The 18,467-nt window shown below is 67.4% G+C and carries 12 protein-coding genes; 10 read left to right on the top strand and 2 right to left on the bottom strand.

The window, feature by feature from the left end; all coding sequences use genetic code 11:
* Positions 1 to 42 precede the first annotated feature (42 nt).
* Together HG543_RS03340 and HG543_RS03335 are read right to left on the bottom strand one after the other, a co-directional pair.
* Positions 43 to 1,095 carry a TauD/TfdA family dioxygenase gene (locus tag HG543_RS03340; RefSeq protein ID WP_169343174.1) on the bottom strand — a complete coding sequence of 351 codons (1,053 nt, stop codon included), beginning with the start codon at positions 1,093 to 1,095 and terminating at the stop codon, positions 43 to 45.
* Positions 1,092 to 4,634: a condensation domain-containing protein gene (locus HG543_RS03335; protein ID WP_169343173.1), complete on the bottom strand. Its 3,543-nt coding sequence runs from the start codon at positions 4,632 to 4,634 to the stop codon at positions 1,092 to 1,094. The genes HG543_RS03340 and HG543_RS03335 overlap by 4 nt, the downstream gene beginning before the upstream one ends.
* A gap of 445 nt (positions 4,635 to 5,079) precedes the next feature.
* Between HG543_RS03335 and sitA5 the strand changes: the two genes are divergently transcribed.
* The 10 genes from sitA5 (at position 5,080) to HG543_RS03285 (ending at position 18,352) form a co-directional block, all read left to right on the top strand.
* Complete coding sequence (sitA5, locus tag HG543_RS03330; RefSeq protein WP_169343172.1) at positions 5,080 to 6,429, top strand: SitA5 family polymorphic toxin; 1,350 nt, start codon at positions 5,080 to 5,082, stop codon at positions 6,427 to 6,429.
* A complete protein-coding gene (locus HG543_RS03325; RefSeq protein ID WP_169343186.1) occupies positions 6,426 to 6,776 on the top strand; it encodes a DUF2019 domain-containing protein in 351 nt (116 codons plus the stop codon). Before sitA5 ends, HG543_RS03325 begins: the two co-directional genes overlap by 4 nt.
* A gap of 160 nt (positions 6,777 to 6,936) precedes the next feature.
* Positions 6,937 to 7,305, top strand: a complete 369-nt coding sequence (locus HG543_RS03320; RefSeq protein ID WP_169343171.1) for a DUF2019 domain-containing protein — start codon at positions 6,937 to 6,939, stop codon at positions 7,303 to 7,305.
* Between the two features lie 626 nt (positions 7,306 to 7,931).
* Complete coding sequence (locus HG543_RS03315) at positions 7,932 to 12,329, top strand: MopE-related protein (RefSeq protein WP_169343170.1); 4,398 nt, start codon at positions 7,932 to 7,934, stop codon at positions 12,327 to 12,329.
* A gap of 164 nt (positions 12,330 to 12,493) precedes the next feature.
* On the top strand, positions 12,494 to 12,955 hold the full coding sequence (locus HG543_RS56965; protein WP_366935100.1) for an IS5 family transposase: 462 nt from the start codon (positions 12,494 to 12,496) through the stop codon (positions 12,953 to 12,955).
* A gap of 168 nt (positions 12,956 to 13,123) precedes the next feature.
* Positions 13,124 to 13,450 carry a transposase gene (locus HG543_RS03305; RefSeq protein ID WP_281404355.1) on the top strand — a complete coding sequence of 109 codons (327 nt, stop codon included), beginning with the start codon at positions 13,124 to 13,126 and terminating at the stop codon, positions 13,448 to 13,450.
* 192 nt (positions 13,451 to 13,642) lie between these two features.
* A complete protein-coding gene (locus HG543_RS03300; RefSeq protein ID WP_169343167.1) occupies positions 13,643 to 14,545 on the top strand; it encodes a DUF2381 family protein in 903 nt (300 codons plus the stop codon).
* 11 nt (positions 14,546 to 14,556) lie between these two features.
* Positions 14,557 to 16,413, top strand: coding sequence for a serine/threonine protein kinase (locus tag HG543_RS03295; RefSeq protein ID WP_343073262.1), 1,857 nt, complete (start codon positions 14,557 to 14,559; stop codon positions 16,411 to 16,413).
* Between the two features lie 159 nt (positions 16,414 to 16,572).
* Entirely contained in the window at positions 16,573 to 17,838 is a 1,266-nt protein-coding gene (locus HG543_RS03290; RefSeq protein ID WP_169343166.1) for a serine/threonine protein kinase, read from the top strand.
* Positions 17,839 to 18,001: 163 nt separating this feature from the next.
* Positions 18,002 to 18,352: a DUF2019 domain-containing protein gene (locus tag HG543_RS03285; protein ID WP_169343165.1), complete on the top strand. Its 351-nt coding sequence runs from the start codon at positions 18,002 to 18,004 to the stop codon at positions 18,350 to 18,352.
* The last annotated feature ends 115 nt before the right edge of the window (positions 18,353 to 18,467 follow it).

The raw sequence follows: 18,467 nt of genomic DNA, 5'->3' as shown, positions 1-18,467 counted from the left end.
CCAGGGAGGGATGACGGCGCGTACGCGAAGTGGCGGAGAGGCTCAGCCAGCCGGTTCCGTCACGTCGCTCCAGGCGATGGGGCGCGCCATGCCGGCGAGCACCTTCCTGGGGCCGGAGAAGGGCGAGCGCGCGTGGGCGGCCAGCATGTTGTCGACGACGAGCAGGTCCCCGCGCTCCCACGGGAAGGCGACCTGCTCGGCTTCGTACGCGGCGCGCAGCGTCTCCAGCGTGGCCGGCTCGATGGGGGAGCCATCGCCGTAATAGGTGTTGTTGGGCAGCTCCTCCTCGCCCAGCTCGGCCAGCAGCACCGCGCCCACCTTCGACGGCAGCGTGGAGACGTGGAAGAACGTGGCGTGGTTGAACCAGACGGGCTCGCGCGTGACGGGGTGCAGGCCCGCGGCGCGGCGCACCTGTCGCGTGCGCAGGCGGTTGCCCTCGCGCCACTCGAAGTCGATGCCATTGCGGCGGCAGTACGCCTCCACCTCGGCGCGGTCCTCGGTCTGGAAGGCCGTCTGCCAGCTCAGCCCCAGCCGGTGGCCGAAGTTGCGCACGTACATATAGCCCTGCTCCAGGAAGCGGGCGCGCAGCTCGGCGGGCAGGCGCTGGAAGACGCGGCGCGAGTCGGCCAGCGGCGTCTCACCGCCCTCGGGCGCGGGCGTCACGCAGGCGAAGAAGAGGCGCAGCGGGAAGCTCTGGTTGTACGACTGCTCGTTGTGCAGGTAGATGCGCTCGGCCGGCGGGTGGTCGGTGGACGTGTAGATGTTGCCGCTCACCTGCGAGCGCGGGGAGGATCGCTCCTCGTACGGCAGGGCCGCGTCCGCCAGGGCCTGGATGGCGCGGTCCATGGCCTCGGGAGTCACCACGTCGAAGCCGCGGAAGAGCACCGCGCCATGGCGGTGCAGGTGCTCATCCACCCGAGCACGCTGCGCGCGACCCCAGGCGGCCAGGTCCACGTCCGGCAGCGTGGGCCGGGCCACCACGGGCAGGTGCAGGCCGGGGCGAAGCTCCTCGAAGCGCACCCAGTCCTGTCCGGAGCCGTCCACCTCGCGTCGCCGCACCTGGGGCAGCGCGCGCTTCACCGGGCCACTCGTCATGACTCACTCCCGCCGCGGCGCCGCACGTTGCGGAACAGCTCCTTGCGCGCCGACTGAAGCTCCTGGGCCCGGGCCTGCTGGCGCTGGCGCTCGTGCTCGGCCAGCACCTGCCGCAGCTCCTCCAGCGTGGCGTCGGGCCGCGCCACGACGGTGGACAGCACCGCCTCGTAGTCCGCGGCGAGCCGGGCGATGGTGGCCGCGTCGAAGAGGGTGGTGGCATAGCGCAGCACGCCGTGGAAGCGGCCGCCGGACTCGGACAGCAGCACCGACAGGTCGAAGGGCGAGCCGCCGTCGTCCACCTCCACCTGGCGCAGCTCCAGGCCCGGCAGCTTCAGCGCGGGCAGGGGCGCGTTCTCCAGCACGAACATCACCTGGAAGAGGGGGTTGTAGCGGGCATCGCGAGGCGGGCGCAGCGCCTCCACCAGCTTGTCGAAGGGGACGTGCGGGCGCGCATAGCCGCCGAGCGCCACCTCGCGCACGCGCCCGAGCACCGCGCGGAAGGAGGGGTTGCCCTCCAGGCCCACGCGCAGCACGAGCTGGTTGACGAAGAGGCCCACCAGCCCCTGGATGCGGGCGTGCTCGCGGTTGGCGACGTCCGTGCCCACCACCAGGTCCGTGCGGCCGGTGCGCGCGTGCAGCACCACGAGGAAGCCGGCCAGCAGCGACATGAAGGGCGTGGCACCCTCGGCCTGTCCCAGCTGCCGCAGGCCCGCGGTGAGGGAGGGGGAGAGTGCCAGCGGATGGCGAGCGCCCTCGAAGCGCTGGCGCTCCGGGCGCGGCCGATCCGTGGGCAGCTCCAGCAGCGGAGGAGCCCCCGCGAGGCGCTCCTTCCAGTACGACAGCTCCGCCTCCAGCTCGCCGCCCTCCAGCCATCGCCGCAGCCACGCGGCATGGTCGGCGTACTGCACCGGCAGCGCGGGAAGCGGCGAGGGGCGCCCCTGCGCGAAGGCGGTGTAGAGCGCGCCCAGCTCGCGCACGAGCACCCCCATGGTCCATCCGTCGGACACCACGTGGTGCAACGTCAGGAGCAGCCGGTGCTGGCGCTCCGACAGCCGCAACAGCCGCGCGCGCAGCGGCAGGCCGCGCTCCAGGGCGAAGGGCCGCCGGGCCTCGTCGGCGGTGAGGCGCTCGGCCTCCGCCCGCCGCTGCTCCTCGGGCAGCGCGGAGAGGTTCACCACCGCGTCCGGTCCGGACAGGGGCGCGGGCACCTGCTCCGGCTTCAGGATGTCCTGCGTGGTCCGCCCGGACACGCGGGGGAAGCGCGTGCGCAGCACCTCGTGCCGGTGGACGATGGCCTCCAGCGCGCGGCCCAGCACCGCCACGTCGAGCGTGCCGTCCAGCTCCACGGCGGCGGGGATGTTGTAGGCCGCGCTGCCCGACGCGAGCTGCTCCAGGAACAGCAGCCGCTCCTGTGCGTACGACAGCGGCGGCGCGTCTCCACGAGCGCCGGCCTCCAGCGCAGGTAGCACGCGGGTGGGGTGGCTCAGCTCCGAGAGGGCCCGCGCGGTGAGCGCCTCCAGGTGCACGCCCTCCAGCAGCAGCGCCACGGGCACGCCGAGCCCCAGCTCCTCCTCCAGCGCCGCCTTCAGCTCGACGGCATGGATGGAGTCGAGGCCCAGCGCGGTGAGCGGCCGGGTCGCGTCCAGCGAGTCGGCGGGGATGCGCAGGGCGCGCGACAGGTGCTGCCGCAGGAAGGCGCCCAGCAGGGCCGCCCGCGTCTCGGTGGGAGCGGAGCGCAGCGCCTCACGCGTCAGGCGGACGGTGGCCTCGGACGCCTCGCCGGAAGCCGCCGGGCCCGCGTCCTTGCCGCCCGAGTCCTCCGCGAGGACCTCCAGCTCCCCGGCGAGGTACATGGCGCGGCACGCACGGCGCTGCACCTTGCCGCTGGAGGTCTTGGGCAGCCCGCCGGGGGGGATGAGCACCACGGTGCCCACCGCCACCTCATGCGCGCTGGCGATGGCGCGGCGGAGGGCGTCGATGGCCTCTGCGGGCTCCGCGAGCTGTTTGCGGTCGACCTCCATCACCACCACCAGCCGCTCCTCGCCCTCGGCCTCCACGGAGAAGGCCGCCGAGCAGCCCGGCCGCATCGCCGGATGGCTGCCCTCCGCGGTCAGCTCCAGGTCCTGCGGGTAGTGGTTGCGCCCGCGCAGGATGACGAGGTCCTTGATGCGGCCGGCGACGAACAGCTCCCCGTCCGCGAAGAAGCCCAGGTCGCCCGTGCGCAGGTAGGGCCCCTCGCCGGTGTCGGCGCGGCGCGCGTGGAAGGTGGCCTGGCTCTCCTCGGGCCGCTCCCAGTAGCTGCTGGCCACGCTCGCGCCGCGCACCCAGATTTCTCCCAACCGTCCTACGGGTGCGGGCTGGTGAGACTCGGGGTCCACGATGAGCAGCTCCTGGTCCAGCACGCTCTGGCCGCAGCCCACCAACGTGCTCACGCCCTCCGTTCCCGGCTGAGCGGCCTCGGCGCGGCCCTGCTGGATGGACTCACGCGAGTACATCCGCTCCACCGGCAGTGCCGCCTTGCGGCCCCCGGAGGCAATCAGCGTGGCCTCGGCCAGCCCGTAGCACGGGTAGAAGGCCTGCTTGCGGAAGCCCGACACGGCGAAGGCCTGGGCGAAGCGCTCCATCGTCTCCGCGCGCACCGGCTCGGCGCCGTTGAAGGCCACGTCCCAGGTGCTCAGGTCCAGCGCCGCGCGCTGCTCCGGCGTCGTCTTGCGGACGCACAGGTCGTACGCGAAGTTGGGCCCGCCGCTCGTCGTCGCCTTGTGGCGGGAGATGGCCTCCAGCCACCGCGCCGGGCGCTTGAGGAAGTCCAGCGGCGACATCAGCACCACCGGGAAGCCACCGGCCAGCGGCTGCAGCACGCCGCCGATGAGCCCCATGTCATGGTACGGCGGCAGCCAGATGACGCCGCGGCTTGCCTCCGAGTGCTCGAAGCACCGGTGGATGGCGAACGAGTTGTGCAGCAGGTTGCCGTGGCTGAGCATGACGCCGCGAGGCGTGCCCGTGGAGCCGGAGGTGTACTGGAGGAACGCCAGCGACTCACGCGTGGCGCCCGGGTCCTTCCACCCGTCCGCGGCCGAGTCCTCCAGCGAGTCGGTGGCCACCCACGTCAGCCCCGCGAGTGCGGCGGACTGCTTGGCCAGCGACTCCGCGACGGACTGGATGAAACCGGTGGTGAGGGCGAAGCGCGCCCGGGCGTCCTGGATGACGGCTTCGAGGCGGGGCAGGGTGCGCGCCACGCGCATCGGATCCGGCGGGTAGGCCGGTACGGCGACGGCGCCCGCGTAGAGGCAGCCGACGAAGGCGGCCACGTAGTCCAGACCCGGCGGGTAGAGCAGCAGCACGCGCTCACCCCGGGCGCCCAGGCCCTGCAGGAAGCCGCCGATGGTTCGCGCCCGCCGGTCCAGCTCCGCGTAGGTGAGGTGCGCTTCCTCTGCGTCACCATCCACCAGGAACGTGTAGGCGCGCTGCTGCGGGTGTTGTTCCGCCCTTCGCCGCGCGAGTTCCACCAACGAAGAAGAGTCGTGAAGCAGGATCATGAAGGCGCGTTCACACGTCCCGGCGAGGGACGCACGGCGGCGGCGAGTGTACCGCACCGGATTGTTGAGACACTAGGTTGGTCGTCATCAGGCCAAATGTTTCGGCTGCATCAGCACTCGCCGGGACTACCTCGGCGGGAGGAAATCGTGGCGCTCCAGCAGCCAGTGCTCGTTGGGCCCGAAGTCGCCGGCTGAAAGAAGGAACGACGGCGGCACGGTTGGATAATCCCTGACGCCGTCGCGTCTTCCCGGACGAGTTTCTTACTTGCGCACAATCCGGAAGCTGAACGTCGTTCCTTCTTCCTGGGTGGACGTGACGTCGAGCGTGCTGAGACGCAACCCGAACGAGATGACGACACAGCCCTGCCTGGAGTGAGGGGACTCGAGCCAACCCACTTTTCTGGCGTGGTATGAAATGCCAGGAAATCAGGGCCGGGAGCGCTGCATGTTGCTGAGATGGCTGTTCCTCCTTGTGTGGGTGGTCCTGCCGGGGTGCAGCGGGCCCACCCGGGTGGTGCGCCTCGACACGGGCCGGGGCTCGCCCACCGTCCACGTTCCCCGCTCGGACCGGGCCTCCGAGCCGGTAGTGCTGGACGAGGATGACGTGAAGGAGGCTGTGGCGCGGTTGGCGCGGACCCTCCGCCCATCCCAGCGGCCCGAGGAGGCGGCGCGGCGCCTGTTCGAGGTGGACTCCCGGAGCGGCTCGTACCTCTTCGACGTGAGGAGCCGGCGCATCACCCCACTCAGGCCCGGTGAGCATCTGGCCGCCGAACTTCCCCAAGCCGAAATCGAACTGACGCGAGCCTACCTGCGCTGGTGTGAGCGGACCGGGCGCGGAGGGGACTGTCTGGGGCTGCTGAAAGAGGGCCCCAGCGTCACAGGGGGTGCGCGCTTCACGCTCGCCTTGTCCCTGGCGAAGGGCGCGGTGCTGGATGAACTGTGGGAGGCCGTGAAGGACATGGCCCACCCGGAGGCGCTGATGCAGGCGGCGCTCTGGACGGCGGCCACCTACGCGTTGCTCTGGACGGTGCCAGAACCTGCGACCAAGGGCGTGGCGGCGGTGCTCACGGCGGCGCTCATCGTCTACGTGGGGGTGGACACGTTCTGGGGGCTCATCCAGGGCTTCCGGCAGTTGATGGCGGAGAGCGACCAGGCCGTGACGTTCGATGCGTTGCGCGAGGCGGGGGAGCGCTTCGGGCGGGTGATGGGCCGGAACGCGGCGCGGGCGTTCGTGATGCTGGCGACAGCGGCCATCGGGAGTACGGGCGCGACGCTAGGGGCGAAGCTGCCGGGGCTGCCCGGGGCCGCTCAGGTCGCGGTGAGGGCCGAGGCGCAAGCGGGTGTGACGTACGCTGGGGTAGCGCAGGTGGAGACCGTTGCCGTGGCTGCGGACGGCTTCACGTTCGCCCTCGCGCCAGGAGCAGTGGCCATGTCGTCGCGTGGCACTCGCGGTGGCGGGAGCACCCCGGGGGGATACCAGGAATGGCAGACGCACGGTGGCCTCTACAAGGGAAGGGGCAGTGCGGGCCCGGGCAGAGAGTGGCACCACATCGTGGAGCAGACGGAGGGGAACGTTCGTCAGTTCGGGCCCGAAGCCATCCACAATACGGAGAACGTCATTGCCCTCGATAAAGCGCTGCATGACCTTGTGAGCGCGTTCTACTCGTCCAAGAGACCACGGATTACGAACTCCAACCTGACCGTGCGTGAGTGGCTGAGCACTCAATCCTACCAGGCGCAACGCGACTTCGGACTCCTGGCCATCGAGAACATCGGGAAGGGGATATGGCGATGACGCTTGAGTCTCTCGTGCAGGAATTCGCAGCGAATGTGACCGCGCAGACCGAGGCCATTCTCCGAGGGGATGCCAAGACCGGCAACAAGCATGCAGACCGCTACATGGCAGCTTTTCGAAAGCTGCGTGCTCATGGGGATGAGGGACGAGAAGCCCTGGCTGTGCTCCTCAAACATCCGAGCGTAGACGTGAGGACGATGGCCGCTGCGTACCTGCTTCGTTACCGGACCGCAGAGGCCAAGGCAGTGCTTGAGGAGGCGGCGCGCGGCGAGGGGGTGATTGCCTTCGAGTGCCAATACACCCTCAAGCACTGGTCCGACGGAACCTGGGCGCTCGACCCGGAGTAGCGCTATACTATACCGGACCCGCAGGGACGCGAACAAGGAGTACCTCCTCCAAGCAGCGCATCGCCTGTGGCCAGGTCGTTCGTGAGTGGCTTTGCGCTCAGTCTTACGATCAACAGCGGGAATTCGGGCTCCGGGTTCTCAAGCAATTCGGTGCCATTCCATGAATGAAAACTGGAAGAAGCTGACCACGGAGGAACTGGTCGGTCGGTACAGGGAGAACTCCGCGAATCACGGCCGCTTGCTGGATGCGCGCAAGACACGGGCTGCGAACAAAGAATACGACCGTGCTACCGCAATCGAAGCAGAGCTGAGATTACGCGGTGCAGAGGCCAATGAGCGCATCTTGAAGCTGCTGGATGACCCAGAACCAGGAACACGCTTCTGGGCTGCCTCGGCTGCGCTGAGGTTCGCGCCCGAGGAGGCAGCGCGAGTGCTTGCCGAGCTTGCAAAGCCTCCAATGAGCATGGTTGGGCTCAGCGCCACCATGACACTGGAGGATTGGCAGGGCGGGACGTACAAACCGGAGTGAGGAGCAGCGGCGTTGCTCGCAGGGGGACTCGACGGCACGGTTGGCTGACCCGTGCCGTCGTCGCGTCTTCCCGTCCGAATGTCCTACCGGGACTTGATCCCGGTGACTACTTCAGCAACTCGCCCTTCTCGGCCTTACCCACGAGCGATGCGGATGGTACGAGGTACTTTCCGGGTCGCTCTACCAGCTCGCGTGCGCGCAGAACGAAGCCGCGAGGCCTCGTGCCGGTCCGCCCCTCGTAGCCGTTGATGTACTGCACCGCGCCCCGGTAAAGGCTTTTGCAGACGTCTGTAAGGTGATGTCCGTACCTCCCACCATGGGGCGCGACTGACTCAGCAGCGGCGGTGGCAGTACTTCCGGTACATTTGTAGCCGCGTGTTTCCTGTCATGCCTGCCCATGAGGAAATGCGACGCTGCTTCGAAAGGAGCGGCCGTGCGGCACCCACAAGGCCGTTTACGAGGAGAGCAGTGACTTGAGACGACACGGCTTCGCAATCTTGCAGAGCGCGCTCGCGGTATGTACGGCCGCATTTCTCTTCACGGCCATGGGGTGTGGTGCGCCCGAGCCCATGGCTGATGAGGGAGGTGCTGTCGCCTCGGCGCGTCAGAAGCTTTCCTCCGTGAGAGTGCCCCAGTCCGTCGCGACCGGCGCCTATCACTCCTTGTTCCTGAAGAAGGACGGAGAGGTCTGGGCGTGGGGGCAGAATGTCGTCGGGCAACTGGGGACTGGCAGCAGCAGTAGCACTCCTCAGCCCCACCCCTCGAAGGTGAATGGCCTCCCGCCCATCAAAGCGATTGCCGCGGGAATCGCCCACTCGGTGGCGCTCGACGTGAGTGGTGATGTGTGGGTGTGGGGGCAGAATGCCAACGGCCAGGCGGGCCTCGGCAGTGCTGGGGGACTGGTGCTGGTGCCGACGAAGGTGGCGGCGCTCTCCGGCATTCAAGCCATCGCGGCCAATGGTAACTACTCCCTCGCGCTGGATGCGAGTGGGCGGCTGTGGGCCTGGGGGCAGAATACGTCCGGGCAGATGGGGACAAGCACCACCAGCACCTCTGTGCCCATGCCTGGAATGGTGCCGGGTTTGCCTTCCCTGCGTTCCATGGTTGCGGGCGTCAATCACGTGCTGGCGCTCGACGAGGAGGGCAGGGTGTGGGGGTGGGGCCTGAATACATCCGGCCAGGTGGGTACTGGAAGCACCAGCGCCGCGGTGCTGGCGCCGGTGCGAGTGGAGAGTCTCCCGCTCGCAAAGGCCGTCGCCGCCGGCGCGGGGCATTCCCTCATCATCGATGAGCAGTTCGGAAACGTGTGGAGCTGGGGGCAGAACACCTTCGGTCAGGTGGGCAAGGGAATTGCTTCCACCACGCCAGTACTGTCTCCTACGCCCGTGGAGGGCGTGTTCGCGGCAACAGCCATCGCCGCTGGCCACAACAGTTCCCTGGTCATCATGGGAGGCGGCTTTGTGAAGGCGTGGGGCCACAATGTCTCTGGCCAGCTCGGCAATGGCACCACGATGAATAGCGCCTCGGCCGTGAATGTGACGGAGCTCGCGGACGCACTGGCCATCGCGGCGGGCGCCCAGCACGCGTTGGCGCTGCGCCCAGGCTGCCCGGTGTGGGGCTGGGGCCACAATGGCCAGGGGCAACTCGGCACCGGTGCCACCAGCACTTCGCCGACGACGGCACCCGTCTCCACGCAGATCGTCAACACCTTCTACTTCGACGGGGACATGGATGGATTCGGAGATGAGTACCTCACCGAGCAAGGGTGCGAGCCGTCTCCAGGCTTCGTAGAAGAGCTCGACTGCGACGACTACACGCCGTCGACCTACCCGGGCGCGCCGGAGCTGTGCAATGGGACGGACGACAGCTGCGACGAGGTGGTGGACGAGGGCAACCCGAGCGGCGGCGAGAACTGCGCGACGGGAAAGCCGGGCGTCTGTGCGGAGGGGACGACGGCCTGCGTGGAAGGCAGTGTGGCCTGCCAGCAGAACGAGGCGGCGTCCGCAGAGCAGTGCGACAGCCTGGACAATGACTGTGACGGGGAGGCCGATGAAGGCAACCCGGGCGGCCTGCAGGCGTGCGAGACGGGACAGCAGGGGGTGTGCGGGGAAGGGGTGACGTACTGCACGCACGGCGCCCTTGAGTGCGCGCCGGTGCGGGGGCCTTCGGCCGAGGTGTGCGACAGCCTGGACAACGACTGCAATGGACAGGCGGACGATGGACTGGCCTTCCTGGACTGGTACCGCGACGGGGATGGAGACAACTACGGTCTGACCTCCCAGTCGGTGCAATCCTGCACCCAGCCCTCCGGGCACGCACCGACTGCGGGGGATTGCAATGATGCAAACGCGAGCATTCACCCGGGCGCTCCGGAGGTTTGCGACGGCGTGGACAACGATTGCGACACCCAGGCGGACGAGGGCCTACCTACCTCAACGTGGTACCGCGATGCGGATGGAGACGGCTTCGGCAACGCGGGACAGGCTGTCCAGAATTGCCGCCAGCCTGCGGGCTATGTCTCGAATACCAGCGACTGTAATGACGCCGATGCGAGCATCCACCCTGGTGCCGCAGAGGTGTGTGACGGCGTGGATAACGACTGTGACACCCAGGTGGACGAGGGCGTGTCGCTCTCCTTCTTCCGGGACGACGACAGCGACACCTACGGCACCGGCCCAGCAACCGCCGCCTGCACCGCGCCCTCGGGCTATGTCCAACGTCCCGGTGACTGCAACGACGGCAATGCGAGCATCAATCCTGGTGCCGCAGAGATGTGCGACGGCGTAGACAATGACTGCGACACGCAGGCGGATGAAGGACTGCCCACGTTGACGTGGTACCGCGACGCGGACGGCGACACGTACGGCACGTCCGCTAGCCCTCTGCAGAAGTGCAGCCAGCCTGCGGGCTATGTGCAGCGCGCTGGCGACTGCAACGACGGCAACGCGAGCATCCACCCCGGTGCCGCAGAAGTTTGTGACGGCGTGGACAATGACTGTGACAGCCAGGTGGACGAGGGCGTGCAGTTCACATTCTACCGTGACGCCGACAGCGACACCTACGGTACGGGTCCGGCGACCGCTGCTTGCACCCAGCCCTCGGGTTATGCCCAACGTCCCGGTGACTGCAACGACGGCAACGCGAGCATCCACCCTGGAGTTACGGAGGTGTGCGACGGTGTGGACAACGACTGCGACGCCCAGGCGGACGAGGGGTTGCCCACGTCGACGTGGTATCGCGACGCAGACGGCGACACGTACGGCACGTCGACGAGCCCCCAGCAGAAGTGCAGTCAGCCTGCGGGCTATGTATCGAACGCCAATGACTGCAATGACGCCAACGCGAGCATCCACCCTGGAGCCACGGAGGTGTGCAACGCAGTCGACGACGACTGCGATGCTCAGATGGACGAGGGCGTGAAGCTCACCTTCTACCGTGACGCGGACAGTGACAACTACGGTAGCAGACAGACGACAACCGCCTGCACCGCGCCTGCGGGCTACGTGTCGAACGCCAGTGACTGTAACGACGCCAACGCAAGCACCTACCCTGGAGCCATGGAGGTGTGCAACGACGTCGACGACGACTGTGACGCGCAGGTGGACGAGGGGTTGCCCACGTCGAGGTGGTACCGCGACGCAGATAGCGACACGTACGGCAGTTTGGCGAGCGGCGCCCAGCAGAAGTGCAGTCAGCCTGCGGGCTACGTGTCGAACAACAGTGACTGCAATGACGGCAACTCGAGTATCCGCCCTGGGGCCACGGAGGTGTGCAACGACGTCGACGACGACTGCGACTTTCAGGTGGACGACGGCCTACCCAGGTCGACATGGTACCGCGACGCAGACGGCGACACTTTCGGCACGTCGTCAACAAGCAACCAGTTTAAGTGCTATCAGCCTGCGGGCTACGTGTCGAACAAAGGCGACTGCAACGACGCTAACGCAAGCATCAATCCGGGGGCGACGGAGGTGTCCGACGCTGTGGACAACGACTGCGACGCTCAGGTGGACGAGTACTGCGGGATGTGGTCGGTCACGGGCCGCCTTTCCACTCCTCGCGAGGCACATGTAATGTCGCTGCTTCCCTCTGGAAAGGTACTGGTGGCAGGCGGGCGTAATGATTCATATGCGGACCTCGCCACTGCGGAAGTCTATGACCCGGGAACAGGTGTCTGGTCCCCAACCGGCACCATGGCCACAGGCCGGATACAAGCTACTGCGACGCTTCTGCCTTCCGGCAAAGTTTTGGTAACGGGCGGCAGTAGACTGGTGGTTAACGGCCCATATGTTACTCAACGTACCGCAGAGGTTTACAATCCGAGTACGGGCACTTGGTCCAGCACCGGCAGCATGGCTGTGCCCCGCAGTGATCACACAGCCACACTGCTACCGTCGGGCAAGGTGCTGGTAGTCGGCGGGGGCAACACAGCGTTTGTTGCATCGGCGGAACTGTATGACCCGGCAACGGGTACGTGGTCCCCAGCCGGCACCATGGCCGCGGCCCGTTCACTCCACACAGCCACGCTGCTGCCGTCGGGCAAGGTGCTGGTGGTTGGTGGGGTCACCACCGGTGGAACCAATGATACTTCGGAACTGTATGACCCGGGAACAGGAACCTGGGCTTTCGCAGGCCTCCCCTCCTCAAAGCGTTACCACCATACAGCGACGTTGCTGCCGTCGGGCAAAGTGCTGATTCAGGGGGGCCCATACTCCGACGAAGAGAACCTTCTTTACGACCCCGGGACGGGGACCTGGACCTCGGTTGGCCACAACACCACGGGTGCGACAGAGCAAACAGCCACGCTTCTGCCGTCGGGCACGGTATTGGTGGCAGGCGGTTCATCTGCGGGTGTCCGCTTGTTCGACCCTGGGACACGTACCTGGGCGCATACTTTCAGCCTTAGTTCGCGCCGCGGGCGCCACACAGCCACGTTGCTGCCGTCGGGCAAGGTGCTTGTAGTAGGCGGGTACGGTAGTAGTAGCAACGGCACGCTCGACACGGCAGAGCTGTATACACCCTGAGTATGTCACATGCCGGATGGCACGGATGGCGAGATGCGCCAAGAGTTGAGCGAGTGGCAGTATATCGTATCTCTTCGCCGTGCCTCGTGCCGGTGCAGGCCTGACCTCGCCGGGGCGTCCGGCGGGCGCGAACGTCAGTCAGTCCTGGCGCTAGACCCTGTCTGATGGGAGCGCGCGCGCCGGTTGTTGCCTCCGAGAGGAGGCGAGCGGGTGTGATGCGCTACGAGTTGAACGAGCGGCAGTGGAGGGCGCTTGAGCCCCTGCTGCCGCACCAGGGCCGGGGCGGAGCCTGGAAGGACCACCGCACCATTCTCAAAGGAATCCTCTGGCGGCTGCATACCGGGGCGCCCTGGCGCGATTTACCCTCGCGCTATGGCCCCTGGCAGACCGTCTACTCCCGCTTCGTGCGCTGGAGAAAGGACGGCACCTGGTTGCGCCCGATGCGCACGCTCCAGACGCAGTTGACGCGAAGAGACGAACTGGACCAAGAGGTCCTCTTCGTTGACTCCTCGGTGGAATGTGGGTCGCGCGCTGCCGCGGGAGGTGGAAAAAAAGCAGCCCAAGCGAGCCCCGAGACCATGCCTTGGGCTGCTCCCGAGGGGGCTTCTCCACCAAGTTCCACCTGACCTGCGAGCGCCATGGTCACCTTCTCAGCGTGGCATTGACGGCGGGGTAGGCCAGCGAGGGCGTCTTCTCCGCGCTGGACAGCGTGCGGGTGCAAGGTACATGGTGTCGAAGACAGACGAGAGCGCGGCAAGCAGCGCGTCCGCCAGCGCCTTGATTCGTCGGATGGGATGGCCCAAAGCTGTAGGCCTTGTCCCCCACCAACACATCCGGGCGCTGGCGAGGACGGCCTTGCGGACCTTGGCCAGGGGCCGCCGATCATTTCGCCCGAGGTGCTGCTCAAGGCCTGCCTGCTCATCGCGCTCTATAGCGTCAGAAACGAGCGGCAGTTCTGCGAGCGGCCGGAGTACGACCAGCTCTTCCGCTTATTCCGGGACATGGGGTTGGTGGAGCCGGGCTTCGATGCGTCCAGCTTGGCGAAGAATAAGCAGCGCCTGCTGAAGGCCGACGTGGCGCGGCGCTTCTTCGAGGGAGTGGTGGGGCAGGCCAAGGGCTAGGTCTGGGCATGAGGCCTCCTCACTTCCGCGCCTCCAACCGGCATATCTGGTTGGAGTTCAGCAACTCGGTTCGACAGCTCCCAGAACGAATGGGGGCGGGAGATGGGCCGTGCCGACCCGCCGCCGACTGGACCGGCGGAGCTGGTGCGTGCCTTCCCGTCTGGTAGGATGAGTTCTGGAGAACCTACCACCTTGTCTCCTGGCTCGGTCACCTGGTCATTGATTCTGGCGTGGTGCCTGTTCGTCGCGGTGGAAGCGAGGGCCCAGTCGCGTCCGGCCGACAATGAGCGCGAGGTGGTCCTTCCCGAAGCGCCCCAGGCTGCGGCGCCCGAGATTCGCTTGCCGGCCTGGGGCACCGTCATCCGCTTCCTCGATGCGAGCATCAACCCGGGCACCATCGAGCTGGAGGGGAAGGGGACGCGCGTTGACCTCTTCGACAAAGGCGAGCGCTCGCTCATCGTGGTGCCCGTAGCGGGCCAGGGCGGTTCGGGACAGCTGCGCCTGGTCGTCGAGTTCACCGGCGGGGACTCCCCCACCCATGCGGCTTTTACACTGGTCCTCGGTGCCCCGGAGGCGGACGAACGCGTCGCGGTGGTGCGGCGGGCACAATCCGCCTCGGTCCTTGAGACGCGTCTGCGCGAAGTGCGCACCCAGCTCGCGGCCCGCGAGGCGGAGCTTCAAGCCTGCCTCACGCGCTCCGAGGCGACCGGACCCGCGGGGCTCGCGCTCCAGGACACTCTCGATGAACTCGGCGTGGTGGGAAAGCCTGCCGTGCAGGTCCTCAGCCAGGACGGGCTGAAGGGTAGGGCTGCCATCAGCTTACGTGCGGCCGCCTGGACGTTGGTCGCTGTAACGGTCAGAAACGACGGTGGGGAGCCCTGGACCCCCACTCAGGCGCGGCTGGTGGACGCAGGGAGGGGGCGGTCCGTGCGCGTCCTCGGGATTCGCATGAAGGTCCCTCGGATTGTGCCCGGGGCAGAGGCGCGGGTGGCGGTCGAGACCGGTGCGCCTGACTGGCTCCCAGGGACCCGATTTCACCTGGAGCTGCAGGACGCAGCAGGCAGGCGCCTTCTCATTCGTGACATGGAACTATAGAAGGGGCTGCCGTGCTGAACCTTCCCCATCCGACCACCCTCAAGCGTGGCGACCAGGTCGATGGTTGGACCGTGTTGAAGCCACTAGGAGCGGGGACCTACGGCGCGGTGTTCCTGGTGGAGAAGGGGGGCCGCCGCTTCGCCCTGAAGTTCGCCATGCACCGGGCGAGCAGCGGGGACCCGGCGCAGACGGCCGCACGGGCGTTGCGCGAGCTGATGTGCCTGCTGCGGGTGGGGCCGCACCCTCATGTCGTCGCCATCCACGGACATGGCCACTGGCCGGACCCGAGAAGCGGCTGGTTCTACATCGTCCTGGACTACGTGGACGGCTACACGCTGGCCGGTTGGGTGGGCAGGACGCACCCCACGGCCCGGGAGGTGGTGCGGCTCTTCGTGAAGCTCTACGACGCCCTGGCGCACCTGCACATGTGCGGCGTCTACCACCGGGACCTGAAGGTCACCAACATCATGGTGGGAAAGGATGGCGAGCCTGTCATCCTGGACTTCAGCACGGGCGACTACACATTCTCGGACGAGCTGACGGACTCGCCGCTGCCCCCGGGCACTGCCCGCTACCGGTCTCCCGAGGCGACGCGCTTCTTTCGCGACAACAAACAGAACGCGGATGCGCGCTATGAGTTCAAGGAGGGTGACGACGTCTACGCATTGGGGGTGTGCCTCTATGACGTGCTGACGTCGCCCTTTCCGGAGCAGCGCCACCAGCCCCTGGTGGCGAGCCTCATGCCCCCCGCCGCCTGCGACGTGAACCCGCGTGTCCCCGTGCCGCTGAGCAACGCGGCCATGACGCTGATTGCCCGGAGCCCGGAGCAGCGGCCTCCGACGGCGGAAGCGGCCCGGCGGATTCTGGAGGGGCTGGCCCAGGAGCCGGGCGACGCGTGGAAGATGCCGCTGCACAGGCCCGAGGAGGCGGTCCAGGCCGAGCCGCAAGCGGCATCCGTGGTGCGCCTCCCTCTTCGTCGGCCCGTCGAAGACACGCCGGCACGGACAGCCCGCTCGCGGAGATGGCGCGTATCCGGGGGCCTGTTGGTGGCTGCGCTCGTGGCAGCGGTGTGGGCCGCTCTGGCCCAGCATGGCCCCCCTCCCTCACAGGCGACACCTGAGCGGCCCGTTGTTTCCGCGGCGCCCGGCCGCCCCCCTCGGGCCGAGATTCCCGAGGCCCCCTCTGCGAACCCCTCGCCCCAGCCAGTCCCACCGCCCGTCGTCTCTCCTCAGAAGGAACCCCTCACCGTGAAGCCCGAGCCTGCTCCTCCGAATCCCCCCGCTGCCGTGACCAGGAAGAAGCCTGGGCAGCCTCCAGCGGCCAGCAAGAGCCCATCCTCCCCCGTGATGAAGCCCCAGCTCGAACTCTCTGCGGCCCTCCTCAAGCAGTGCGCGACCGCGACGGCCGCCGTCGCAATGGCGCTGGGTTGCACCGGTGCCCAGCTCCGACCCGAACCGGCGGATTGCGCCCAGGAAGCGCTCGACATGATGTTCACCCCCCGCAGGGACGGTGGGTTGGGCATCTTTCAAGGCACGGCCCCTTCGATTTCCATCGACAGACACAGGCGGTGGAGAGAGTCGGACCCGCTCATCATCTTCACGGATGGCTACATCGAGAGCTACGTCGAGACGGCGAGAGGGGGCATGCCCGAAGGCACCATTCTCAAGGGGCGGCTGTGGACGGGTACGGGCGCGTTGGTGGGCCGTTACTACGAGGCACAGCTGCCGGACGGGCGTAACGTGCCCGTCTGCATGGTCCTGGGAGGCAATCGAGCAGGCGTTCCCCTCGCGGGCGAGGAAGGCTCCAAGCCCGGTGCGGTGGTCTTCTTTTCCAGTGCCTATGCGTTCGTCGTAGACCGGTATCCCTGAGAGGGGTGTATCGGTCCTTTACGTTCAGCTTCACTGTTGGTGAATGGAATTCGCTGCGACGCAGAACCTGTGACGTCGTTCACCCCGGCATTGCTCGGGAAGTAGGGTCCGTCTGCCTTTGCGCAATACCTCTCGCGCGGGCATCCAGGAGCCACATCCATGTCCAGCGGTCAGGGTTCACGCCCTGTGGAAGGCAGTGTCCTCTTCACGAATGGCGACACCCGCTACGAGTTCATTCAGGACCTGGGGACAGGGCGCCACGGGGAGCTCCTCCTCGTTGTCCGGCCCCGCACCCCGGCGGGTGCTCAGGCCCAGGTACTTCTCAAGTGCCTCGCGCTTCCGGCGCTCGCGAGCAGCTCGGAGAAGTACCAGCGGACGCGCGCCCGGTTGGAGGAGGAGGTGCGGCTGGCCCGGTACCTCCGGCATCCCGGCATCGCGCGCGTCCACGGCCTGTTCGAGATGGGGCACGGGCTGTGCGTCGCGGTCGAGAGCGTGGAGGGCCTCTCGCTGAACACACTGTTGGCCATCGCCCAGACGCGGGGCCGCTACTTCTCGGACGCCTTCGTGCTGTACGTGGCGGCGCAGGTGGCCGAGGCACTTGCCTACGCCCACGCACGCACGGACGAAGCAGGCATTCCCCTGGGCATTGTCAACCGCGACATCAACCCGGACCGTATCCGGCTCGAGCCTGGCGGCGGCGTGAAGCTGACCGACTTTGGTGTGGCGTTCTCTCGTCTGGCGGGGCGGCTGAACACCACACTGCCCCGGCCTCAAGGCGAAGTGATGTACGCCGCACCCGAGGCTCTGCTGGGAGCAGTCGTGGACGCTCGCGCCGACCTCTTTTCCCTGGGGCTGACGCTGCTGGAATTCTCGACGGGCCGCCACCTCTACGACCCGGCCGACCTGAGAATCGAGGAGCTGGAGGCACGGCTCTCGAAGGAGGAGCGGGAGCAGGTGCTCGCGGCCTCGGTGGCGTCCATGGTGACGGAGCTGCCTCCGTCCGCAGAAGACGCCATCTGGTGCGCCATGAGCTACCGCTCCGAGGACGTGGAGCGCGCGGCGGCCGGGCTCTCTGTTCCACTCCGCGACATCCTCCACACGCTCCTGCGGCGCAACCCTGCGGAGCGCTTCGCGACGGCCGCCGAGCTGGAGGCGGTACTGCGCACGGCGCTGGCCCGGTTCGGCGCCTACGGAGGCGAGGAGGCGGTGCGGGAGGTCCAGCTGGCGCTCGTGGAGTCGGGGGAGAGACTGGCCGAGCTGGAGTTGCCCGGCGGCGAAGGAGGAATCTCACTCCCACTCGGCATCAACTTGGGTGGGCCGGACGCCATTCCGACACGGGATGCGACCCCGGAGCCCCGCCCAGACGTCGCCCGGTTCGTGAAGCGCAATCCGGATGAGGTGACGACACAGCCCTCCTCGGAGTGACGGGACATGAGCCAGCCAGCTTTTCTGGCGTGGTATGACATGCCAGGGAAATCAAGGCCGAGAGCGCTGCATGTTTTCGAGAGTGGCTGAGCACGAAATCCTACGCAGCTCAACGCGACTTCGGCTTGCTCGCCATTGAAAACATCAAAAAGGGAGTCTGGCGATGACTCTGGAGGAACTGGTCAGAGAATTTGCAGAGAACGTCGCGACACAGACGGATGCGATCTTCCAGGCAGGTGCGGATCCGGAAGACAAGCACGGCGACCGATACGTCGCAGCGTTTGAAGAGCTTCGTGCCCGTGGTGATGAAGGAAGAGCTGCGCTATGCGTCCTCTTGAAGCATCCCAGGGTGGATGTACGGACCACGGCTGCAGCGTTCCTGCTTCGTTACCGCACTGCCGAAGCCAGAGCAGTATTGGAGAAGGCGGCCAAGGGAGAGGGACTTGTCGCCTTTGGGGCCCAACAGACATTGAAGGGGTGGGAAGAGGGCACGTGGGAGCTAGACCCTGAGTAGCTTCATGCCCGAATCTGGCGCCGGTGAATGGGAAGGGTTTGCATGCCCTGAGACGCCGGCTGAAAGAACGACGGCGGCACGGTTGGGTGACCCGTGCCGCCGTCGCGTCTTCCCG

The organism is Pyxidicoccus fallax (assembly GCF_012933655.1).
In the GTDB taxonomy this organism is placed as follows: domain Bacteria; phylum Myxococcota; class Myxococcia; order Myxococcales; family Myxococcaceae; genus Myxococcus; species Myxococcus fallax.
The sequence above is the reverse complement of the archived record's forward strand: the minus strand, read 5'-3'. Positions and strand labels throughout refer to the sequence as shown.